This window comes from Paenibacillus sp. CFBP 13594 (assembly GCF_014842675.1).
GTDB classification, from domain to species: domain Bacteria; phylum Bacillota; class Bacilli; order Paenibacillales; family Paenibacillaceae; genus Paenibacillus; species Paenibacillus amylolyticus_B.
In genome coordinates this window covers 39,082-61,706 of sequence record NZ_JACYVQ010000017.1, presented here as the reverse complement: position 1 = coordinate 61,706, position 22,625 = coordinate 39,082, and the positions used below count along the sequence as shown (strand labels likewise).

General features: G+C 48.5%; 21 protein-coding genes. All 21 read right to left on the bottom strand.

Annotated elements, in window-relative coordinates; translation table 11 throughout:
* Positions 1-3: 3 nt before the first annotated feature.
* The 21 genes from IFU39_RS31050 to IFU39_RS30950 all read right to left on the bottom strand — a co-directional run bounded on the left by IFU39_RS31050 (position 4) and on the right by IFU39_RS30950 (position 22,623).
* The gene (locus IFU39_RS31050) at positions 4-198 is read right to left on the bottom strand and encodes a helix-turn-helix domain-containing protein (protein WP_036668438.1); all 195 of its coding nucleotides are present in this window, start codon (positions 196-198) and stop codon (positions 4-6) included.
* The gene (gene folK / locus IFU39_RS31045) at positions 159-707 is read right to left on the bottom strand and encodes a 2-amino-4-hydroxy-6-hydroxymethyldihydropteridine diphosphokinase (protein ID WP_091018305.1); all 549 of its coding nucleotides are present in this window, start codon (positions 705-707) and stop codon (positions 159-161) included. Before folK ends, IFU39_RS31050 begins: the two co-directional genes overlap by 40 nt.
* Positions 708-716: 9 nt before the next feature.
* A complete protein-coding gene (folB, locus tag IFU39_RS31040) occupies positions 717-1,079 on the bottom strand; it encodes a dihydroneopterin aldolase (protein ID WP_053778905.1) in 363 nt (120 codons plus the stop codon).
* Positions 1,080-1,196: 117 nt separating this feature from the next.
* On the bottom strand, positions 1,197-2,060 hold the full coding sequence (folP, locus tag IFU39_RS31035) for a dihydropteroate synthase (protein ID WP_105602430.1): 864 nt from the start codon (positions 2,058-2,060) through the stop codon (positions 1,197-1,199).
* Entirely contained in the window at positions 2,057-2,941 is an 885-nt protein-coding gene (locus IFU39_RS31030) for an aminotransferase class IV (protein WP_091018309.1), read from the bottom strand. The genes folP and IFU39_RS31030 overlap by 4 nt, the downstream gene beginning before the upstream one ends.
* Before the next feature lies 1 nt (position 2,942).
* Entirely contained in the window at positions 2,943-3,518 is a 576-nt protein-coding gene (gene pabA, locus IFU39_RS31025) for an aminodeoxychorismate/anthranilate synthase component II (protein WP_036606106.1), read from the bottom strand.
* 50 nt (positions 3,519-3,568) lie between these two features.
* Positions 3,569-5,182 carry an anthranilate synthase component I family protein gene (locus tag IFU39_RS31020; RefSeq protein WP_192136400.1) on the bottom strand — a complete coding sequence of 538 codons (1,614 nt, stop codon included), beginning with the start codon at positions 5,180-5,182 and terminating at the stop codon, positions 3,569-3,571.
* Between the two features lie 140 nt (positions 5,183-5,322).
* Positions 5,323-6,261, bottom strand: coding sequence for a cysteine synthase A (gene cysK / locus IFU39_RS31015; RefSeq protein WP_036668448.1), 939 nt, complete (start codon positions 6,259-6,261; stop codon positions 5,323-5,325).
* Positions 6,262-6,605: 344 nt separating this feature from the next.
* A complete protein-coding gene (locus tag IFU39_RS31010; protein WP_192136399.1) occupies positions 6,606-7,556 on the bottom strand; it encodes a peptidyl-prolyl cis-trans isomerase in 951 nt (316 codons plus the stop codon).
* Between the two features lie 23 nt (positions 7,557-7,579).
* On the bottom strand, positions 7,580-8,500 hold the full coding sequence (gene hslO / locus IFU39_RS31005; RefSeq protein WP_047844508.1) for an Hsp33 family molecular chaperone HslO: 921 nt from the start codon (positions 8,498-8,500) through the stop codon (positions 7,580-7,582).
* A gap of 73 nt (positions 8,501-8,573) precedes the next feature.
* Positions 8,574-9,344 (bottom strand): type III pantothenate kinase, encoded by a 771-nt coding sequence (locus IFU39_RS31000; protein WP_026081372.1) that lies wholly within the window; start codon positions 9,342-9,344, stop codon positions 8,574-8,576.
* A 6-nt stretch (positions 9,345-9,350) separates the two neighbouring features.
* Positions 9,351-10,217 (bottom strand): carboxylating nicotinate-nucleotide diphosphorylase, encoded by an 867-nt coding sequence (gene nadC / locus IFU39_RS30995; RefSeq protein WP_192136398.1) that lies wholly within the window; start codon positions 10,215-10,217, stop codon positions 9,351-9,353.
* Positions 10,214-11,848 (bottom strand): L-aspartate oxidase, encoded by a 1,635-nt coding sequence (gene nadB / locus IFU39_RS30990; RefSeq protein ID WP_192136397.1) that lies wholly within the window; start codon positions 11,846-11,848, stop codon positions 10,214-10,216. The genes nadC and nadB overlap by 4 nt, the downstream gene beginning before the upstream one ends.
* 35 nt (positions 11,849-11,883) lie before the next feature.
* Complete coding sequence (gene nadA / locus IFU39_RS30985; protein WP_036606114.1) at positions 11,884-12,822, bottom strand: quinolinate synthase NadA; 939 nt, start codon at positions 12,820-12,822, stop codon at positions 11,884-11,886.
* A gap of 298 nt (positions 12,823-13,120) precedes the next feature.
* The gene (gene ftsH, locus IFU39_RS30980) at positions 13,121-15,166 is read right to left on the bottom strand and encodes an ATP-dependent zinc metalloprotease FtsH (protein ID WP_036606115.1); all 2,046 of its coding nucleotides are present in this window, start codon (positions 15,164-15,166) and stop codon (positions 13,121-13,123) included.
* 100 nt (positions 15,167-15,266) lie between these two features.
* On the bottom strand, positions 15,267-15,806 hold the full coding sequence (hpt, locus tag IFU39_RS30975; protein WP_017691352.1) for a hypoxanthine phosphoribosyltransferase: 540 nt from the start codon (positions 15,804-15,806) through the stop codon (positions 15,267-15,269).
* A 52-nt stretch (positions 15,807-15,858) separates the two neighbouring features.
* Positions 15,859-17,298, bottom strand: a complete 1,440-nt coding sequence (tilS, locus tag IFU39_RS30970) for a tRNA lysidine(34) synthetase TilS (protein ID WP_192136396.1) — start codon at positions 17,296-17,298, stop codon at positions 15,859-15,861.
* A gap of 44 nt (positions 17,299-17,342) precedes the next feature.
* Positions 17,343-18,290 carry a serine/threonine protein kinase gene (locus tag IFU39_RS30965; protein ID WP_036668459.1) on the bottom strand — a complete coding sequence of 316 codons (948 nt, stop codon included), beginning with the start codon at positions 18,288-18,290 and terminating at the stop codon, positions 17,343-17,345.
* A complete protein-coding gene (locus IFU39_RS30960) occupies positions 18,274-19,026 on the bottom strand; it encodes a VWA domain-containing protein (RefSeq protein ID WP_091018321.1) in 753 nt (250 codons plus the stop codon). Before IFU39_RS30960 ends, IFU39_RS30965 begins: the two co-directional genes overlap by 17 nt.
* Positions 19,027-19,111: 85 nt before the next feature.
* Positions 19,112-21,619: a stage II sporulation protein E gene (spoIIE, locus tag IFU39_RS30955; protein ID WP_179198589.1), complete on the bottom strand. Its 2,508-nt coding sequence runs from the start codon at positions 21,617-21,619 to the stop codon at positions 19,112-19,114.
* Between the two features lie 473 nt (positions 21,620-22,092).
* Positions 22,093-22,623, bottom strand: coding sequence for a S1 domain-containing RNA-binding protein (locus IFU39_RS30950; protein WP_017691357.1), 531 nt, complete (start codon positions 22,621-22,623; stop codon positions 22,093-22,095).
* Between the last annotated feature and the right edge of the window lie 2 nt (positions 22,624-22,625).

The following is a 22,625-nucleotide window of genomic DNA, read 5'->3' as shown; positions in this document are numbered from 1 at the left end:
GTCCTAGTTGCCCCGCAACTCCTCGATACTGATTGCCAGCACACCAGCAATTCGATCGAGCTCTTGCTGTGATACCTTACGGTTCCCCCGTTCAATGGTTCCCAGAATGGCCAGCGAGATGCCGGTCTCGGCCGCAAGTTCATGTTGTGTTAAACCTTTCAGCTTCCGGAATGCCCGGATTCGATTGGCCAATTGCATGTTTTCCAAAGCTGTATTCCATCCTTTCCATCCAGTACAGACAACGATGAGTGTACAAAGGTATACAAACCTGAAGTCTCGCCCTCCGGTACGATATCCGACAGTGGGACTAGCACAAAAGCCCGTTCTCCCATGCGGGGATGAGGCAATTGAAGCAATTCGGTATCTCGCGTCTCACCTTGCATCCAGAGCAGATCCAGATCAACTGTGCGCGGTCCCCAGCGAATATCACGAACACGGCCGAGCCGATTCTCGATATCCAGTAATTCTGTAAGCAACTGCTCCGGTGTCAGCATCACCTGTACGGCGACTGCCATATTCAGAAACGCAGGCTGATCTACATATCCTACAGGTTCCGTCTCATATAGCGCTGAACAACGCAGAACGGATATATGAGGGTGTTCATCCAGCAAAGACAATGCCTCAAACAACGTCTGTTCCCGGTCCCCCAAATTGGCCCCTAAAGCAATATAAGCCTCTGAAGATTCAGAGGTCGAATGTGCAATCATGATCGGTTCTCACTTTCTTGTGCGGCGAAGCTCTACCGTTACGCCCCCAAAATGAATATCGAATGGCGGATGTGGCTTCGTCACCTTGACTGTCAATGCATTGATAATAGTATAAGTGTCTAGTAAAGAAGATGCAATATGTTCGCCCAAAGCTTCAATTAACTGGAATGATTTATTCTCTACAATCTGTTTTACCAGCTCATGGATCTCCGCATAATTGATCGTTTTGGTCAGATCATCGTTACGCCCAGCCTCACCCAGGTCCATGTCAATCTCCAGATCAATATAATAACGTGCCCCTAGCTTCCGCTCCTCGGCAAATACACCGTGATATCCGTAATACTCCATTCGATGCATAACCATTCTATCCATACGATCCGCCTGCCCTCTATATATATTGAAATTTTTATCTATTTGAAGATATCCCTTTGCTTTGCCTTTGAAAAACGCTACGCTTCCACTGGACGGGTCACTCGGGACCCGCCAGCATTATTTCCTCCGTAGACCCGGAGAAGCATACAACATGGCATCACACATGTCTGCCGTCCGCCGAATCGGCTTCACATCATGAACCCGAACCATTTGGCAGCCTTGGGCAATGCCAAATGCAACGGTCGCAGCGGTTCCTTCCAGCGCATCATCCGCCCCGACATCCAGGGTGTTCTGGATGAATCGTTTACGTGAGGTGGCTAGCAGAACGGGATATCCCATTTCATTGAGCAAACCGAGCGATGACATGAGCTTCAGATTTTCTCCGAGATCCTTCACAAAACCAATACCCGGGTCCAGGATAATCTGATCTGCTCTCACGCCGGCTGTTAACGCAATTTGTATACTCTCCTGCAAATCGCTCACGACATCGCTCAGATAATCGGTATAGTTTCGCACCTGCCGATTATGCATCAGAATAATGGGACACCCCAGCTCTGCTGCCGTGCGGGCCATATCTGGATCTGCTTTTGCGCCCCACACATCATTAATGATATGAGCACCCGCCAGAATAGCCTGACGTGCAACCTCGGCCTTATACGTGTCTACCGATATCGGAATGTGTGGGGCTTGCTTATGCAATGCCTCAATAACCGGAATGATCCTGCTAAGCTCTTCATCGGCGCCCACGACATCTGAACCTGGACGGGTAGACTCCCCGCCGATATCAATCAGGTCCGCCCCATCCTCCATCATCTGCTGGGCATGGGCAACCGCCCGCTCCACGTTGGTATAACGTCCGCCATCCGAGAATGAGTCAGGCGTGACGTTAAGAATGCCCATAATCTGTGTTCTTGTACCCAGCTTCAATTCAGCTGGCCCCCATGTATAGTTCCGTTCATAGATGACAGGTGTAAGTGTCATGAAGTATACCCCGCTTTCTGCCGGTACATACCCAGAAGGACTGCTGTAACCGGGCCAATATGTCCGTTGCTAATTATCGTTTCGGCTCCGTCCTGATCCCTCAGAGTTGTCACCGGAACCAGTTCGGCCACCGAGCCTGTTAGAAATATTTCATCTGCTTGCAGGAGATCCTCCCAGGCAGCTAACGTTTCTATACAGTGGATTCCTTGCTGCGAGGCAATCTCCAGTACCCAAGCTCTCGTGATGCCCGGCAGAATGCCGGTTGAGAGTGCTGGCGTGTAAAGGACATTTTCCCGTACCCAAAACACATTGCTGACGATCCCTTCCGCTATATGACCATCCCGGGTTAATTGTAACCCTTCCGCACCCAGCACATGCTGCCCGTACCCGTTCAGCTCCCGTTTCGCCAGAATGCTGTTCAAGTAATGTAGCGACTTGAACCGAACTTCTCCTTCGGGCGTGTTGCGAGGTGTAGACAACCGTTGGAGCATTTTTCCGCTCTCATATAAAGAGGGAGAAGGTTCAGGTAATGCTTTTGCCAGTAAAATATGATTTGGCTTCGAATAATCACCAGAAGGTAAGCCTAGCGGTGCTTCACCGGCTGATACCGTGTATCGCACATACGCATCCCGAAGTCCGTTCGCATCCATCAAACGTTGAATCCAATCTGTCACCTCTGCCGCGGTCTTTGTAAAAGGAATGCCAATTTCCTTACACCCCGAGGCCATGCGCTCCAGATGCCGTTCCAAAAGATATGGGACACCTCGATAAGTCCGGAACGTCTCAAACAGGCCCAGCCCGTACAAAAAGCCGTGATCCGTTACAGGAACCACGGCCGCCGCCATATTGACCAACTCTCCATTTATCGCGGCATATTGCATGTTATACCTTCACTTGTTGGGACAAAAAGTTACGAAGCATCTGATGACCATGGTCTGTAATAATGGATTCCGGGTGGAATTGAACACCTTCAATCGCATATTCTTTGTGGCGCAGACCCATAATCTCACCTTCAGCTGTCTCCGCTGTAATCTCCAGGCAGTCAGGCAAGCTGCTGCGCTCGACAATCAGGGAGTGGTAACGGGTAGCTGTGAATGGAGATGGCAATCCGGCAAATACCGATGTTCCATTGTGGTGCATCTCGGATGTTTTGCCGTGCATCATGCGCTCCGCACGAATGACATTGCCGCCAAACGCTTGTCCGATGGACTGATGACCCAGACAAACACCAAAGATCGGAATGCTTCCCTTGAAATGATCGATGACTGCCAGGCTAATGCCTGCTTCATTCGGTGTACACGGACCCGGAGAGATCAGAATATGATCAGGTGCCAGTGCCTCTATGCCTGCCAGATCAATCTCATCGTTGCGGCGAACTTCCACCGTCTCACCCAGTTCACCCAAATATTGAACCAGGTTGTACGTGAAGGAATCGTAATTATCGATAACCAGTATCATATGCCTGCTCCTCCTCATCTTCCGTCAACACAAGTGACGGTTGCTTCGTTTTATTTTAGTTTAACAGCTTCTGTTCGCTCCGCTTGTTCTTGTTCAATAGCTCTGCTTGCTTCCGCCTCTTCGCTGTAATTCACAGCTCTCATCATGGCTCTTGCCTTGTTGCGGCATTCCTTGTATTCCCGATATGGATCGGAATCAATAACAATTCCTGCACCGGCCTGTACATAACCAATACCATCCTTGATGGCAAGTGTACGAATGACGATGTTCAATTCCATATTCCCACTGTAATCCATCCACCCGATGGAACCCGTATAAGGCCCACGCCGCACAGGCTCAAGTTCCTCGATAATCTCCATGGTGCGGACTTTCGGGGCTCCTGTAATCGTTCCACCCGGGAATGTCGCAGCGATCACATCAAATACGGATAACCCTTCTGCCAGCCTGCCTTCCACCTGGGAAACGAGATGCATGACATGGGAATACTTCTCGATGGTCATCAATTCAGGCACATGAACCGAACCATAGGCTGCAATCCGTCCGATATCATTCCGTTCCAGATCAACGAGCATAATATGCTCCGCCCGTTCCTTCTCACTGCTGAGCAGTTCATCCGCCATAGCTTTGTCCTCTGCTTCATCCCGGCCCCTTCTTCGGGTCCCTGCGATGGGACGTGCACTGACTTTGCCATTCTCCACTTTGACCAGAAGTTCGGGAGAACCACTTACCAGTTGAAAGTCTGGACTACGCAGCATACCCATATATGGTGATGGATTCACAAGGCGCAGCCATTCATAAATATGCTCAGCGCTCGAATGAAGACGCTTTTCCTGTCTTAAGGACAGATTCACCTGGAACACATCGCCCTGCCTGATATATTCCTGTACCGTACGTACAGCTTGTTCAAAGTCCTCTTGGGGAAAGGATGTCTCCCATCCTTCGGATTCTCTTTCCGCATCTTCAGGCTGCGGTGTACGATTGACCTGCTTGTTGCGACGTTCCAGTGCCTGTTGTTGTTCCTCGGCCTGTGCAGCCCCCATAATATGAAGCCAACGTTTCTGCATCGCTGTCGCTCGTACTTCGGCCGTTGCATACAGGCTACGGATATCCGTTTCGTTCCGGTTAGGCTCTATAGCCAGATGAACCATGCAGAAAAGCGCCTGCTGCTCATGGTCATACGCCCATAGTTCTTCAAAGCGCATCCACCAATAATCCGGCAGACCCGGGTTATCTTCAGCCAAGACTGGAAGCTTCTCCAATGATCTTGCTACATCGTAGCTGAGATAACCCGCGTATCCACCCCCAAAGTCTGGAGCCCCATTAACCTTGGGTGCGCTATACGGGGCAGTCCATCTCTTCAATACATCAAGTGGCTTGCCGCTGTCCGTCGAGGTGGTTCCTTGTGTCACATCATGAATAACCGCTTCTTGACCTTTACCTGAAATTACGGATACGGGGTCTAACCCCAGAAATGTATATCTCCCGCCTTTGCCATTCTCCAACACAATTGCGTATGGTGACGCCTGCTCCCAGGCTGCCTCCCACGATAACGGTAAACCGCCATGATACGGTCCCTCATCCGACTTCGTGATATAGGGCATCATGGTCCAGCCTTGTTCAGCCCACTCCATCCAGTCGGCGTATGTTGTCATCAGGTGTGTCATTGCGGTGTGCCGCCCTCCATCTGTCGCTAGTTCTATTGTCTGATAGTATACTAAAGCGCCGCTTCTTTTAAAAGCATTACGCCAAAAATCCTCCATACCCGTCATACGGGCAAGGAGGATTGGTTTTGTCATTTGTAGACTTAGCCTTCGAAGTTGTAAAGAGGTGTGCTGAGGTAACGTTCGCCGTTACTTGGCACGATTACGACAACGCGCTTGCCTTCACCCAACTGTTTCGCTACCTGAAGACCTGCACGGATCGCCGCACCGGAAGAAATACCAGACAGAATGCCCTCTTCCTTCGCTACCTGACGAGCCGTCTCGAATGCATCATCATTCTCAATGTGAATGATCTCATCATAGATTTCCTGATCCAGAATCTCAGGGATAAAGTTGGCACCAATCCCCTGGATCTTATGTGGTCCTGGTTTGCCGCCCGCCAGAATTGGCGAAGCTGCTGGCTCAACCGCAACAATTTTAATACCAGCGAAAGCTTCTTTCAGCACTTCGCCTGTACCTGTAATTGTTCCACCTGTACCGATTCCTGCAACGAAAGCATCCAACGTACCGCCTACAGATTGAATTGCTTCAACAATCTCAGGGCCAGTCGTTTCACGGTGGATCTTCACGTTGGCTTTATTTTTAAATTGCTCAGCCATGAAATAGGAAGGGTTTTCTTTCAGCAGCTCTTCGGCTTTTTTAACAGCACCATTCATACCTTCAGCTCCAGGTGTAAGCACAAGCTCAGCACCATACGCACGAAGCAAGTTACGACGCTCCAAGCTCATCGTCTCAGGCATTACAATAACGGACTTGTAGCCTTTGGCTGCAGCCACCATCGCGAGTCCAATTCCCGTGTTACCACTTGTTGCTTCAATAATGGTATCACCCGGTTTCAGCTTGCCTTCTTTTTCCGCTTCTTCCACAATGCTAATTGCGATACGGTCTTTCACGCTTGAACCTGGATTCTGGTACTCCAGCTTCACGAATACTTCAGCACTGCCTTCAGGTACGATACGGTTCAGACGAACAAGCGGAGTACCTCCGATGAGTTCTGTTACGTTATTAACTACTTTAGCCATATGAATGCCCTCCTTAGTGGATGAATAAAACTTGAGTCCTGTTAACCTATACTGTGCGGCCGGTAGCCTCTAGCTGTTATAGAAGAACTGCGGAAATCCTGTTGATCCCATCCCTTACTGCTAAGATTTCTAGACAGGGCGGAGGTTTCCGAAAGTTTCTTTGTTCATAAATAGATCCTTTATATCCGAGTAAACGAGTAGGTATTTATTATTTTCATCTTATCAACGTTAACCCTTATTGTCAATATGAGTACTCAAAAAAATACTCTGCCTTTGGCTCTAAGACCGCAGACAGAGTATTTTTATCAAGATGCAGCAGTACGATACAATCTTCTCCATTGAATTCAGGAGGCAGGAATCTCGGACAGGATTACGGCTTCATACTTGTTACGCAGCATTTGCTCTACCTGCGGCAACGGATCAGCCTGACTCAGAGCCAGTTGCATTCGAATCTCCTCACGGACCTCTTCGGCCGACTGCACCTGGCGTTCCTCTTTATCATTAAGTCTGATAATAACATAACCTTCTTCCACTCGAACCGGTCCGGCAATATCGCCAACATCCAGCCCCGCAGCAAGTTGAAGGATTTCTTCTGACTGGAATGGATCATTCCGCTCAATCCATCCCAGCCTGCCACCAGCATCACGAGAGAAGCTGTCCGTCGATTCACTGCGAGCAGCTTCTTCAAAGTCTTGTCCCTTCTCCAACGCATCCAGTAAGGAATCCGCCTCTTCTTCTTCCTTCACTACGATGATGGACAAGTCATATTTCTCGGGGGAAACGTAATCCTCACGGTGTTCAGTCCAGTAATGCTCAATATCTGCATCCTTGATCTGTATGCCAATCGTTGCGATTTTCTCAAGCAGCAGCCTGTAGCCGGCTTCCAATTCAAGTTCCTGTTTTGACAGGCCCAATTGAGACTTCATTTCGTCAAAATATGATTTCTCTGAATCGTACCCATCCATCGCGGCGGCAAGTTCTCTTGCAATCTCTTGGGGAGTGACGATCAGCTTGCGTTCAATTGCTTCGGCAAATACTGCTTTACGGTTTAACATCTGGAGTAATAACTCACTGCCGTAACGTCGTTTCAGCGCATCGGTCCACTCTTTGTCCGTGATAACTTCTCCGTTGATTGTCGCTACGGCGCTTCCTTCTTCCGTATTGGCATCATGGGATGCATCTGCCTCGTCTTTGCCCTGTCTGAGACCATGCATAGCCATCACTGTACCCATGACCAGCATGCCTAGCGTCAAGACAATTACAGCCGTCCACAACCCTTTTTCCTGTCTTGTCATTCCGCATCCCGTCCCCGCATAGATCAGTTCTTGGCTTGCTCTAGGATGGTCTCAAGTTGTTCTTTGTTAAAGTCATAGGCTTCATTACAGAATTGGCAGACCACTTCAGCCTGGCCCTCTTCTTCAATTAGTTGCTCCATCTCCGTTTGGCCCAGGCTGATCAGCGTCTTCTCTACTCGCTCACGTGAACACTCACAGCTAAAATGAATATCCAGCCCTTCCATCACTTGTACATCTGGCAACAATCGGCGAAGCAACTCTTCCAACTCAAGCCCCTGCTCCAGCAAAGTCGTCACTGGCGGCAACGTACTAATGGCATTTTCGATCGCCGTGATCTCTGGATCTGTCAATCCCGGCAACAGCTGCATAATGAATCCACCTGAGACAATAACGGAATTATCCGTATCAACGAGCACACCAACACCTACAGCAGAAGGTGTTTGCTCCGATTGCGCAAAGTAGTACGTGAAGTCTTCGCCCAGTTCTCCTGAAATAATAGGCACACTACCACGATATGGCTCTTTCAGTCCCAAATCCTTCGTTATGTTGATGAAACCTTCCGTTCCAACCGCGCCTGCAACGTCCAGTTTTCCCACACTATTACTTGGCAAATGTACATGCGGATTAGAAACATATCCTCTTACTTCGCCTTTCGCATTGGCATCAGCTACAATCTGTCCAATGGGCCCATCACCGTTGACTTGTACCGTTAACTTCTCTTCACCTTTGAGCATTGCACCCATAATGGCTGCTGTTGTAACCGTACGCCCCATGGCAGCTGTAGCCGTGGGAAACGTATCGTGTCTTCTGCGTAGTTCCTCAACCAGTTCCGTAGTCTGGATAGCAAAGGCTCTTACCTTTCCATTCATTGCTGTACCACGAATTAACCGGTCATGCTTGTTGTTGTTTTCCAAGTCATTCAGCCTCCTTTGGCGTATCGCCATAATAGTTGTAACACAGAAAAAACGGCACAACACTTAAGCTGTAATCTCAGCCCGCTGTATGCCGTCTCTATGCTCACCTTTCCCGGTTCCGCTCATATATAATACGCAGCCCTTCAAGCGTAAGCAGCGGATCAACTTCCTCTATACTACGGGTTTCTTCTGCGATAAGTGTAGCGAGACCACCCGTCGCGATAACTCGGGGCTTCGCTCCCATCTCCTCGCGAATACGTTCTACAATACCATCTACCTGGCCTGCATAGCCAAATATAATACCCGCTTGCATGGCATGAATAGTATTACGGCCAATGACCTTTTTAGGTTTCTCCAGCTCTATACGAGGCAACTTGGATGCCCGCTCATAGAGCGCTTCAGTGGCAATCTGAATGCCAGGTACAATAGCTCCCCCCAGATAGTGGCCTTTCTCGTCAATACAGTCAAAGGTCGTTGCAGTACCGAAATCGACCACGACGAGAGGGCCGCCATACTTCTCAACGGCTGCCACTGCATTAACAATACGATCTGCACCCACTTCACGAGGGTTCTCGTATCGCAGATTCAAGCCAGTTTTGATACCAGGCCCAACGAGCAAAGCTTTTTTGCCTACATACTTCTCACACATCGCTTCGATTACATTCACCAGTGGCGGAACCACAGATGAGATGATGACACCTTCGATGTCACTTGCCCTGATGCCGGACATATGAAATAAATTATAAATCAATACGCCGTATTCATCCACTGTTGACTGACGTGATGTACTCAGACGAAAGTGGTGCAGCAATTCCCGGCCTTGATATACGCCGAGCACCATATTGCTGTTCCCCACGTCTACAACTAGAATCAAAGAGGTTCACCCCTCTTTCTTTTCATTTAAATCCAGACTAATATCCAGGCTCTCAAAGGAATAGGTTAACCTGCCAACCGAAATTACATCCACACCACTCTCTGCAATACCACGAATGGTCTGAAGAGACACGTTACCCGATGCTTCAACCTTCACATGAGGAGCCTGTTCACGTATAAGTTCAACCGCTTCACGCATCCGCTCTGGATGCATGTTATCCAGCATAATGATATCTGCCCCGGCTTGCAAGGCTTCTCTCACCTGCTCCAGATTTTCAGTCTCCACTTCAATCGTCATCGTATGTGGGATAACGGTTCGCGCACGCTGTACCGCCTCGGTGATTCCGCCTGCACCCTTAATGTGGTTATCCTTAATCATAACGGCATCGTACAGTCCAAATCGATGATTCGCTCCGCCACCCACGCGCACTGCATACTTCTCAAGTAATCGGTGGCCCGGCGTTGTCTTACGTGTATCCACGAGTCTGGTCTCAAGACCATCCAGAATATCCACGTAGGCACGCGTACGCGTAGCTATTCCGGACATACGTTGCAGCAAGTTAAGTGCCAGTCGTTCCCCTGTAAGCAGTGAATGTGTACTTCCCTCTACCTCGGCCAAAATCGTGCCATGGGTAACTTTCTCTCCGTCTGTTACCTTAGGTGTAAATACAAGATCAGGATCAACGACCTGAAATACAAGTTCAGCCACGGTCATGCCTGCAATAATACCATTGTCTTTGGCGTGTATAATGGCCTTGGATTGGTTGCCTGCCGGGATCGTCGCACTTGTTGTAACGTCACCTGCACCAACATCTTCACGAAGCCAGTTTTTGATTGATTCGATAAGTCCTTCATTATATCCATTCAGTATCATGACATCAATTCCTCCACAATCGCTTGTTCTCGCTGCTGCAGGCTATGCTTCTGCCACACGATATCATCACGTGCCGGAAAATCCTCACGATAGTGAGCCCCACGACTCTCCTCGCGATGTAATGCACCGCTGGTAACTAACCAGGCACAGGTCAGAAGGTTGGCATACTCCAGCTCTTCCTTATGAGTGAGTGTCTGATCAAAAAATTGCAATTCCTGTTGCAGCTTGTCCATGGCCTTCTGCAGGTCCTCACCATTCCGGCGCAAACCTACCTGACGAACCATCATTTTCTGTAGTCGTAAACGTCTTTCGGATATAGGTTTTTGCTCTTCCGTGATCTTATTGATCTTGTTATTCATGTCCACAGATGAAGGCGCAACCCCTTGTAATAAACTAAGTGGAGGGAGAGATTGAATACGATCAACAATTCTCCGCCCAAATACAATCGCTTCTGATAAAGAATTGCTTGCCAGGCGGTTTGCTCCATGCACTCCTGTAGAAGACACCTCGCCACAAGCAAATAATCGGGAGATGCTGCTCTCTCCACTTAAATCCGTTTTCACTCCACCCATCATGTAATGGGCAGCAGGTGCAACGGGAATCCAGTCCGTTGTCATGTCTAATCCATAACGCATACAAGTCTCATATATGGTAGGGAATCGGTGCTTGATCATCTCTGGCTGTTCATGTGTAATGTCCAAGTACACAAAGGTACTGTTGGTGGACTCCATCTCACTAACAATCGCTCGTGCCACGATATCGCGTGGGGCCAGTTCAAGCTGGGCATGATAACGATCCATGAAGCGCTCGCCCTTCACATTGCGCAAATATGCCCCTTCACCGCGTACGGCTTCTGACACAAGGAAACGTGGGGCCCCCGGGTAACATAGAGAGGTGGGGTGGAACTGGATAAATTCCATATCACGAACAATAGCCCCAGCCCGATAGGCCATGGCTACACCATCGGCAGTAGCTACATCCGGATTCGTCGTGTATCGGTACAGTTGTCCTGCCCCACCAGAGCAAAGAACAGTTGCCTGTGCCTTAACGAACACTTGGGATCCGTCATCCTTCTGAACCAGAGCGCCAATGCATTCCCCTCGATCTCGATCTGTAATCAGGTCAACAACAAAATGCTCATCCCATACTTCAATCCCGGGATGTTCATTCACTTCAACAGCAAGCGCACGTACAATCTCATATCCTGTTGCATCTCCGTTGGCATGCAAAATACGGCGGTGGCTATGCGCACCTTCCTGCGTCAACGCCAACTCGCCGTTCTCCAGATCAAATAAAGTACCCAAACGAATCAGTTCCTTCACTCCGTCCGGACCCTCATTCACCAATACCTCTACCGCTTCGGAGCGGCATAAGCCCGCTCCTGCTACAAGTGTGTCCTGCAAGTGGTAAGCAGGTGAATCATCCTCAGCAATAACCGCAGCGATGCCTCCCTGCGCATATCTGGTGTTACTTTCAAGTAAAGACTTCTTCGTGATCATTAATACACGTTGTTGTTCACTTGCCTTAATGGCGGTAAACAAACCAGCAATCCCTGAGCCTATAACCAGTACATCCGTCTCTACCATGGGTAGCGCAGACAGATCAAAATCAACTAAATATTGCGGTATCATGTTATTCACCTGTCTTGGAGCAAGAGTAGCGCATCCTACTTTACCAACAACATGCGCTCTAGTGATTCTCTGGCTTTGTCGGCAACGGCCGGTGGCACGTAGATTTGCGGCTTCATCGTTTCCAGGCATTTCACCAGTTTCTTCAAGTTGTTCACCTTCATGTTGGGGCATACGAGGAACTTGGTAGCAAAGTGGAACTGTTTATCCGGACTATCCAGACGAAGCTGATATCCTGTACCATCTTCGGTACCTACGATAAATTCCTTCGCTGATGAATTTTTGCAATACTCCAGAATAGCTGTTGTGCTGCCTACAAAATCACCCATTTCTACAACCTCAGGGCGACACTCTGGATGGACAACAAACTCTGCATTTGGATGCTTGGCCCTCATCTCCACCACATCTTTGACTGTGAGCATATCGTGAGTGTTGCAGTAACCTTCCCAGATAATCATTTTCTTGTCTGTATGCTGCTGCACATAATGTCCCAGGTTTTTATCCGGTACCCAGATAATTTCGTCAGAATCCACCGATTGAATAACCCGGACTGCGTTCGCCGATGTACAACAGATGTCAGTCTCTGCTTTGATTTCAGCCGAGGAATTGATATACGTAACCACCTTGGCATTAGGATGTTGTGCTTTCAATTTGCGTAGTCCATCCACATTCACCATATCTGCCATTGGGCAGCCCGCACGTTCGTCCGGGATAATAACTGTTTTATTTGGCGCCAGAATTTTAGCGCTTTCACCCATAAAATGAACACCACAGAAAACGATCACATCCGCATCTGTCTGTGCTGCCTTCTGGGCTAACAGAAATGAATCTCCACGGAAGTCGGCAACCTCCTGTACTTCGTCACGTTGATAATAATGGGCAAGAATAATGGCATTACGTTCCTTCTTCAACACCATAAGCCGCTCACGCAGCTCGCGGTTCATCTCAGCCTTGCGCTCTAAAGCCAGAGCTTCCACCTGTGATCCTCTCCTTTATCGGGACAGCGTCATGCGCTGTTTCGTGGGCTAACCTAGTCGTTATCTTCGCTTGAGAAACGAATCACAAGCGGTTTAACAACTAATTTACACAACGTTCACGACTCTGTCAATAAATGAAAAAGGCCCGGAACAGCGCTGTAACCACCTGTTTGCTAACTGGTTCGCCATCTAACTCCCGTTTATCTTTATCTATCCTCTTTTAAAATAATGGATAAAAAAAGAGAGCCTCGAGGGCTCTCTTGATTTCACCTGCTATCATAGCCAGATGTATTGTGCATTAAGACGTTGGCTTCGTTCCGCCATCATCCGGGTTATTGTTATTACCCTTTTCCAGATTCGGAGCTTCGTTTGGAATATCTCCAGCTGGTGGCTCAGGCGTTTCATCTTTACCTTGAATACGAACACGCACATCACCGATGGTGTCGATGATTGGCTCTCCGCCTTCAGTTGGTGTGCCTTCACCATCATTGTCATTCTCTGCTTTTGGAGTCAAAGAACCTGTTTCGATCAATTGCTTGATCTGATCCATTTCCAAAGTCTCAACCTCAAGCAAAGTTTGAGCGATCAGGTGCATCTCTTTTGAATGTTTAACAAGCAAGTCCTTACACTTCTCATAACAGTCATTGATAAAGCGTTGCATTTCCTGATCAATCTCGTAAGCAATGGAATCCGAGTAATTCTGTTCATGACCGATATCCCGACCAAGGAATACCTGTCCTTGTGAACTTCCGAATTGCATAGGTCCCAATTTCTCACTCATACCGTATTCCATAACCATGCTGCGAACAATACCTGTCGCTTGCTGGAAGTCACTGTATGCACCAGTACCAATTTCTCCGATGAACAATTCTTCAGCTACACGACCCCCGAGAAGTCCGGTTACTTTATCCAGCAATTCCTGCTTGGTAACCAGCATACGGTCTTCTTTTGGCAACATGATTACATATCCACCCGCACGTCCGCGCGGAATAATGGTCACTTTATGTACCATATCAGCATGTTCGAGGAAGTATCCTACAATGGTATGACCTGCTTCGTGATAAGCAACGATTCGTTTCTCGCGATCACTGATGACACGGCTTTTCTTCTCCGTACCAACGATGACACGGTCAATCGCCTCGTCAACTTCCTTCATGGAAATATCTTTACGGTTACGACGCGCTGCAAGCAATGCCGCTTCGTTCAAGAGATTCTCCAAATCCGCACCAGAGAAACCTGTTGTACGCTTCGCGATGATATCCATCTTCACATCTTTGGTCAGTGGTTTATTACGGGAATGTACTTTCAGGACAGCTTCACGACCTCTTACGTCAGGGCGGTCAACCGTAATTTGACGGTCAAAACGTCCAGGACGCAGCAAGGCAGGGTCCAAAATATCTGCACGGTTCGTTGCGGCTATGATGATAATACCTTCGTTAACTCCGAATCCGTCCATCTCAACGAGCAACTGGTTGAGTGTCTGTTCACGTTCATCGTGACCACCACCAAGACCAGCACCACGCTGACGTCCTACAGCATCAATCTCATCGATAAAGATGATACATGGGGCATTTTTCTTCGCATTTTCAAACAAATCACGTACACGTGATGCACCGACACCGACAAACATTTCCACGAAGTCGGAACCTGAAATAGTGAAGAATGGTACACCCGCTTCACCGGCTACGGCACGAGCGAGCAATGTTTTACCGGTACCTGGAGGCCCTACGAGCAACACGCCCTTAGGAATCCGTGCACCTACAGCTGCGAATTTACGAGGGTCCTTGAGGAAGTCTACAACCTCAACAAGTTCCTGTTTCTCTTCGTCAGCACCCGCAACATCTTCAAATGTAACCCGCTTCTTCTCTTCGTTGTAGAGACGAGCACGGCTTTTACCAAAGTTCATTACTTTACCGCCGCCGCCTTGAGCCTGATTAAACAGGAAGAAGAACAGCAGGAACATAATGATCAAAGGAATAAAGGAAGTCAGCAACGTCAACCAGATGCTGTCACCTTTCATTGGCTCCTGATGATATTGGAAATTGTTAGTTTCACTTGCAGCTACAAGCTCACTAATTGCCTCATCCGTAGGAGGAATATACGTTGAGAAATTTTCTGATTTGGCGCCATCAGGTGCCTTCTTGTATTGACCGGTCACGAGATACGTTTGACCGTTGAATTGAACCGTCAATTCAGAGACATTGTTGGCTTTGATCGCTGCACGCAACTGATCATATCTAGGATTATCGGTGGCTTCGCCGCCATTGCTGACGAACTGGACTATCCCCACCACAACTAAAAAAAGAATCAAATAAAAACCAGAATTCCGGATGAACCGATTCATCCCCTACCTCCTCTCGAGACACTTTAATTATTTTAACATAGCCCGACATGGCTTCTCAACAGAAGCCAAGAACAGCTCAAGGCTTGGGTCGGGCAGGATATTAGCTACTATAGACTTCCGGCTTCAAAATCCCGATATAGGGCAGGTTCCGGTACTTCTCCGCAAAATCCAAACCGTAACCAACGATGAACGCGTCAGGAATGTCAAAGCCTGTGTAATGAGCTTCCAACTCAACTTTACGGCCTGAAGGCTTGTCGAACAGCGTAACCACACGCACCGACTCGGCACCGCGGTTTTCTAGCAGTTCAATCAGATAGCTGAGTGTAAGTCCGCTGTCGATAATATCTTCGACAATCAGAACTTCCCGTCCTTCAACGGATACATCCAGATCCTTAATGATTTTGACAACACCTGATGACTTGGTTGAAGCGCCATAACTGGATACCGCCATAAAATCCATTTCAACAGGTACCGTTATGTTTTTAACCAAATCAGCCATAAATATAAACGCACCCTTGAGCACACAAATGACCAAAGGATTGCGATTTGCATATTCGGCACTTAGTGTTGCGCCTAATTCCTTGACTTTACTCTGAATTTCTTCTTCACTGATCAATACTTCCTGAATGTCGTTCTGCAACTGTGCGAACCTCCTAAGTTATACTATGAAAGCCTTACCTGAACCATAACCACTACCCCTGAATCGCTGAATCGCCTACAGTCATGTACAGGATTGCGGAAGTGCCCTCCCTGACAGGAGCCACATTGGACCGTCGAACACCCGGTAACCAGATGATATGACCTGCTCCATCACATACCACAGGAATACGTGGACGGACAGATGGGGGGATTTTCTCATCGATGAAAATATTTTTCACCTTTTTGCTTCCGTTTAATCCCATCACTTTCATGGTATCTCCAGGTAACCGTGAACGCACAACCAGCGGCATAAGCAGTTGATCCGCATCAAACGCGGCTTGATCCGCCGATTCCGGTACATGATAGTCCTCGGGACTCACCGTCATCAACCGAATATGCCGGTTAATTGGGGTGAGTGAAAGCTCATAAGTTCCACTCCATTGCGCAAGACGATATTCGTAAGATTGATCCTGTACGTCCGTCCGTATGCCAAAAGAAATCAGATTATACTCCCGAGTGCAGGCGAGTGTCTGTCCTATATCCAGGCTCCAGGTCGTCACATGGGTCTCCATGACCTTGTGCCGAATGGTTTCTATACGGGTAAAGTCGACAAAATCACTGTCCAAAGGCAGATAATTCAATATTAGTTTAATCAACCTTCGTTGTAAAGCGACATGTAACTTCAAGAAGGAAGGCACCTCAAAGGTTTGCCTTCCGCCGTTCACCTGCACTAGACACCTGTATGTGTCATGTGCACTCTGCTCCATGAAATCGTCTTCATCACCCACAATTTCGGCAAGCCGATTCAATGACGGCGTGAGTTGTCCATTATACTGCCCCAAAAAAGGAAGCACATCCAAGCGAATGGCATTACGCCGATATTTACGCAGGGCGTTGCTCTCATCATTGAAATACATAAAACCCTGGGTATTACAAGCTTCTACAAGGTCTGTCTTGTTTATACGAAGGCATGGACGAATAAGTTCCACATTTTTTTCTCGTCTTTTAAACTTCATTCCTGAGAGTCCCGACAAGCCGGTTCCACGAAGCAAATGAAGCATGACCGTCTCCGCCTGATCATCGGCATGATGTGCCAAAGCGATGCTTGCTGCATTATATTTGGAAGCCACTTCATGAAGAAAGGCATATCGCTTGTTGCGGGCTGCTTCCTGTGGTCCTTGACCCGTCAACTCCATATATGAAGGTACATCGGCCTTGGTCCATTCAAATGGTATACCAAGCTGCTGTGCCAGTTCCATCATTTTCTCCGCTTCGTCATCAGATTCACTCCGGAAGCCATGATGTACATGGGCACAGATCAATTCAAGTGGCACATGCCGCTTGCTGATCTCGTGCATGATATGCAAAAAAGCTACCGAGTCCGGCCCGCCCGATACTGCGACGACAATCCGATCCCCGGGAACCCATAACTGATGCTCTTCCGCTGCATCCAGCACGTTCTTCACCAGCATGTTCCAGCGTAAAGCCTCCATACCTGTTCCTCATTCCTTGCGTTATGTATATGCACTCTCACAGATCAGAAAAGTAGTGCATAGATGAGCACTCCAATAAGTAATATCACAGATACAGCAAATGCATTTTTAAGCCAGCGCGGTGTTGTACTTTTGGAACGACGGCGGAGAGGCGTGGGGCGTGCCATCATTTCCTTCCATCCTTGTGCCGCATGACCTGCATCACGAAACTGACCTCGTAATGCCTGAGTCGTCCAATTGCGAAAAGGACCCAGTCGTTCACTGCGCTCCACCAGCGCTACAAGCTGATTCACACTTCGCAGTTGCGGTAATCCTTCGGCTGCCAGTGCCTTGAGCGCGTCTGCTTCAAGTACATGAATCAACAATAGTGCAAATGCAAATACATCATAGGTACCATCTGCTGTGCGGCTGCCTGCATTCCAGAAGCCCCGATCATACCATTCGGTGAACTGTTTGACGCTTCGACCAATCGACGTAACTCCGCCGTAGTCGATCAATTCCACCTGCCCATAGTCGGATACCAACACATTCTGAGGTTTGAGATCACCAAACACCCATCCCGCCTGATGCAATTGTGCCAGCTTCTGCAAAAGTCTCAGTCCCACCAGAAGTGTCCAGTCTGTCCCCTGACGCCGAATGAAGTGATGAAGTGCCTCACCTCGAACGTAACGCATCACATAAAAGGGAATATCCCGGCCACGAACGGCATAATCATCCACATCTTTAAGATAGGAAGGAATGCCGCTCTGCCGAAGGGCCTCATGATTACGCTGTAGTTGAAAAGATTTGAGCACATTGACTTCCGATTGCAGATCAACCGGATCAAATCCCATTTTTAGCGCGTAGTGTTTGCCATTTTCACCCCGTTGGACAAGAAAAACGATGCCATTGGCTCCTTTGCCCAGTAGCTTCCGAATCGTGTAACGACTGCGATTCCATTTCCCTGTAACCACGGTTCCTGGCGGGAAAGAGGCGTCAGACAACGTTGTCACCGAGCATCCCTTCTCTTTCAATGCGATAGTTCCCTTCTATTTCCTGCTGTTTCTCCAGTGTACCATAACGGTAAAAATCAATCACCTTCTGAATTGCAGGACCTGTCGGCGTTGCACCCTTCATCTGCAACCTTCCAAACAGGGACCGAACACGGCCTGGATCCGTTGTCCAGTCAATATCCATTACCGCATCTTCTCCACTGTGTCGTCCGGGAAAATGAAATACGGAAAGCTTGCTCTGACCTATACGCGCCTGCAAACTTAACATTAAATCACGAATGCCTTCTTCTACCGCAGCCAGTTTGGGCTTCATGCTGGCACTGACGTCTATTAGCAATATAACCTGTAAGGCTGTAGTTTCAGCCATATCATCCATCACTTCCACGACCCGGGCGCGTTGTGCAGGCTCCAGATCGGTTACCGTTTTGGGCTCCTTCTCTCCCAAAATTTGTGTTAACTCTCTATTAACCGCCTGCTGAATGGTCTGAACCACCGTTTTCCTTGTCATCATCTGCATCGTATGGGCAAGCTGCCGTGTACCTACAATTTGACTGATTCCACCTCCGGCTCTGGCAATATCCTCAATCTCCCGACTGCCCAACTCACCAATGGTTCCATAATCAATCACACCAACCACATTAACCGTAATTCCCTCTTCCTGTGCTTCGGCCGCTGCCAGCACCGGACTTGGTCCTACATTGGAACAACCGTCGGTGATCAATAAGATTTGCTTCATCCGATATCCCTCCGTTATTCGTTACTCTCCAACTCTATGACTAGCATTGCCAGAATGAAGAGACTTCAAACAGAAGAATATGCAATTAACTGACGGTCCGTGGACGCTCCATTCGGTTGATGCCAGGCACACGCAGTGTGGCCCATTCAGGGCGGAAATGCTCTACTTTTCCAACAACGACGGTCATATCATCCAATATCTCATGCTGCTGATATCTTATGACACTTTCAAGCAGGCAATCGGCCAAATCTTGTGGATCATCTGTATCAATCTCTTGAATGAGCCGTTTCATCCATAACTCTTTGTTCACCGCATACCCCGGTGCATCATAGATGCCATCCGTCATCATAATGAGGATATCCCCTGGTTGTAGCTGTACTGTCACCAAATCCACTTCAATATCTTTAATAATACCGATTGGCAAATTGCTGGCTGAAACCTGAATAACCTCCTGTCCTCGTTTGATAAAACTTGGCGTCGATCCGATTTTCATAAACGTTGTCTCTGCCGTATATTCATCAATCAGTGCCATGTCCACTGTGGCATACATCTCTTCAGGGGAGCGCAGCATCAGAACGGAGTTCACGGATTTGATCGCCAGTTTCTCGTCCATGCCGGACTGTAACAACTGCTCCAGTATGTTCAGCGCCGCGCTGCTCTCCATGCGTGCCCGTTCTCCATTGCCCATTCCATCACTGAGTGCCACTGCAAATGTACCGTTGCCTAACTCAACCGTACTGAAGCTGTCGCCTGACATCACATCTCCCCCTTTTGCGGCGGCAGCAACACCCGTGGTAACCTCGAAGGTTTTGGCCGAACCAAACGTGACGGTTGCCAGTCCCTGACGAGGATCGGTCATGGTCTCATGCAAGACGGCAATATGCTCGTCCAGTACATCCGAGATCAGCGGAGCAATCATTTTCCGGCACTCATCGAATCCACGTGTATATGCATGTACAATCTCAATCTCTACATTGCCCGCTTCCAGATTGATGATCTCAATGGAGTGAATGGACAAGCCTAATGACTCCAGTGCGTCCCGAATCTGCTCCTCCTGCTGCACCATCTCATCACTTTCCCGCTGAATTTCTTTGGCCAGGTCCTCCATGACCTGAGATACACCAGACAATTGCTCTGCAACCAGCTGCCGGCTATCAATAATTTGACGCTTCCATTGCATGTTATGTTGATGCAGTCCATACTGGGCACGCATGACTTCAAGTACCTCTTCCGGCTTCGCACACACCCTGTTCCAGTCCACTGGAATCTGCTTGCCTGAGATCTCCGGATTTGCTTCAATCGTACTCATCACGTCCGTCATATATTTGTAGGTTTGAATAAACTTTGCATCCCAGCATTGTGTACGCTTGAAGCAGCTTGCACATGTGCCCTCGGCAACCGCATTCATGAAATGATCCATTCCACCTTCTTTCTGTACTTGTTCACCCGCCCCGGACATCTGATCAAAGCTGCGTGACAATTGACGGAATACCTGCGAGAATCGGGTTACCCGTTCTGCCGTGATATCCCGTATCCGTTTGGCATACTCATGCTGGGATTTCGTATGATCCTGCGTACCCGGTACATATTTGGATATCGCCGTCATCAGGCTTTTAGGTGTTAACATGAATAGTACGATAGCTGCACACGTCTCCCATAATGAGTTCATCACATCGCCCGGTCCTCCCAGATATATGGATAGAATGGACGAACCCAGTAGCATGCCCAGTGCAACCGCCGCACGTTTGCCCTCTCGAAGCATACCCGCCAGCATCCCGGCAAAAGCAAGCAGGCTCATCTGATATACCGCTGACATGTCAGCCAGACTCAGAATCAAGCCCGTAATAACCCCAACTGAGGCTCCCAGGGGGGCTCCGCCCACCAGCGCAAAGATTAATATGAGATAACGGGAGAGCATATGCTCGACGGATAAGGACTGAATGGTCCACCCTACGGCTCCCGTCATAACGGAAGCGAGCAATATGATTAGGCAGAGGATCTCCTCGTTCTTTAGGCTGAACTTTTTTTTGCGGTAGGTGAAGATCGGTATGGCTTGTATAAAAACAAGGGTGAGCACAAAGCTTAGTACGGAATCCATCGTGAGCATCAGCATGGCGTACCAACTGAAGGATGGCCCGATCACAACCGCGAATAATTTGACCATAAATGTAGTCGTAAACACCATCGTTGGCGCATAAGATAATTCAGCACGATCATATGACTCCAGACCGCGGAAGAGCAGATAAAAGATGGCGATCTCCGATGCAACAATGAGTGGTACTGGAAACGGTGCAAAGAGACTGCCTGCGAGAAGTGCAGCGCCTACCGGAATGATGTAATCCCTGCGCATGAAAGCAATTACGGCAAAGTACGCAATGGCAAAGGGAGATAACTCATTCAGAATCATCGCCTTTCCGAGCAGGAAACCCATAAACGTAAGCAGCAGTACCCATTTGCGGGAAGCAACCATCTGGACAGCCTTGCGGGAGCCAAGCCAATGTTTCAGACGTACCGACAGCTCCTCCCGAGCTTCCGTACCACCTTTACCTGCTTTCATTCCCGGAAATTGAATGACATTCCACTTTTCCATCATCCTCAAGGCACCCCATTCGATTAATTTGAGTTTTCGTGTTTCGTTCTCGATGGTTCTGATTATAGATAGAATAGAAGACGTAGTTTGTCAGAATAGGTGGGCAGGGTCCAAAAAGTTTACGACAAAAGAAATGAGTCTGGCGCGGTGGAGCGAAACCCCCGGCCTTATTGTAGTTTCATTCATTCCCCTACTTGATTCCGACAAACGGAATGTCTGATTTTGAACCGGAGATGGTTTGGTCTCGCCACCATTTGAGCAGGATAACTGTGGAATGCCACGGAAACCTGTCGGTAAAAAATGGTAGACGACAAATGTTCTTATGGTTCCATTTTGCCGTGCAGAAAAACTGGGGATATGGAGCTTCACCTTACAAAAAAAGCTATTCAACTACTCATCTGTGAAAGAAACGCAAAAAAACCGTTAGCCCATAGGCTAACGGTTTTACTTATATGTTTAGATCAGGTTGTGACAGATTACACACGCTTGGCTCCACGGCCTCCGCGTTTGCCTTCTGTGTTCTTCTTAAGCGAAGAGATCCGCTCTTCACTATCTTTCAGGAAGCGTGACATTTTATCCTCAAATGAAGGTTTGCCTGCTGCGGGCTTGAAAGAACGGCCTCCGCGGTCGCCACGGTTAAATCCACCGCCGCCACCACCACGACCTTGGCCACCACTTGGGCCTCCGCCGCTGAATCGTTCGCGATCTCCTCCACTGCGTTCCGGTCTAGGAGCTCTCGGGGGTCTAGATTGGGTTTGTTGCTCAACCGGTTTGTCAACAGCTTGCTTAATGGAAAGTCCGATCTTGCCATCCTTGTCAACGTTGATAACCTTCACTGTAACGAGGTCATTCAGCTTCAGGTGGTCGTTGACATCTTTGACGTAATTGTCGGCGATTTCCGAGATGTGAACGAGACCCGTGACACCTCCTGACAGATCCACAAATGCTCCAAAATGCGTGATTCCTGTCACCTTGCCCTCTAACTTGGTGCCCACTTCAATTGCCATAG

What these genes read in the sequence shown, in the direction of transcription:
- nadB (WP_192136397.1), bottom strand. Translation starts at nt 11,848, where the DNA reads ATGATACCGCAATATTTAGTTGATTTTGATCTGTCTGCGCTACCCATG.
- IFU39_RS31010 (WP_192136399.1), bottom strand. Translation starts at nt 7,556, where the DNA reads ATGACAAGACAGGAAAAAGGGTTGTGGACGGCTGTAATTGTCTTGACG.
- cysK (WP_036668448.1), bottom strand. Translation starts at nt 6,261, where the DNA reads ATGGCTAAAGTAGTTAATAACGTAACAGAACTCATCGGAGGTACTCCG.
- IFU39_RS30950 (WP_017691357.1), bottom strand. Translation starts at nt 22,623, where the DNA reads ATGGCAATTGAAGTGGGCACCAAGTTAGAGGGCAAGGTGACAGGAATC.
- pabA (WP_036606106.1), bottom strand. Translation starts at nt 3,518, where the DNA reads ATGATACTGGTTATCGATAATTACGATTCCTTCACGTACAACCTGGTT.
- folB (WP_053778905.1), bottom strand. Translation starts at nt 1,079, where the DNA reads ATGGATAGAATGGTTATGCATCGAATGGAGTATTACGGATATCACGGT.
- nadC (WP_192136398.1), bottom strand. Translation starts at nt 10,217, where the DNA reads ATGATACTGAATGGATATAATGAAGGACTTATCGAATCAATCAAAAAC.
- folK (WP_091018305.1), bottom strand. Translation starts at nt 707, where the DNA reads ATGATTGCACATTCGACCTCTGAATCTTCAGAGGCTTATATTGCTTTA.
- spoIIE (WP_179198589.1), bottom strand. Translation starts at nt 21,619, where the DNA reads ATGATGGAAAAGTGGAATGTCATTCAATTTCCGGGAATGAAAGCAGGT.
- tilS (WP_192136396.1), bottom strand. Translation starts at nt 17,298, where the DNA reads ATGGAGGCTTTACGCTGGAACATGCTGGTGAAGAACGTGCTGGATGCA.
- IFU39_RS31030 (WP_091018309.1), bottom strand. Translation starts at nt 2,941, where the DNA reads ATGCAATATGCCGCGATAAATGGAGAGTTGGTCAATATGGCGGCGGCC.
- IFU39_RS31050 (WP_036668438.1), bottom strand. Translation starts at nt 198, where the DNA reads ATGCAATTGGCCAATCGAATCCGGGCATTCCGGAAGCTGAAAGGTTTA.
- IFU39_RS30960 (WP_091018321.1), bottom strand. Translation starts at nt 19,026, where the DNA reads ATGAAGCAAATCTTATTGATCACCGACGGTTGTTCCAATGTAGGACCA.
- hslO (WP_047844508.1), bottom strand. Translation starts at nt 8,500, where the DNA reads ATGGCGATACGCCAAAGGAGGCTGAATGACTTGGAAAACAACAACAAG.
- folP (WP_105602430.1), bottom strand. Translation starts at nt 2,060, where the DNA reads ATGACACTTACACCTGTCATCTATGAACGGAACTATACATGGGGGCCA.
- ftsH (WP_036606115.1), bottom strand. Translation starts at nt 15,166, where the DNA reads ATGAATCGGTTCATCCGGAATTCTGGTTTTTATTTGATTCTTTTTTTA.
- IFU39_RS31020 (WP_192136400.1), bottom strand. Translation starts at nt 5,182, where the DNA reads ATGACACACCTGATGACAACATACGCCGACTGGATGGAGTGGGCTGAA.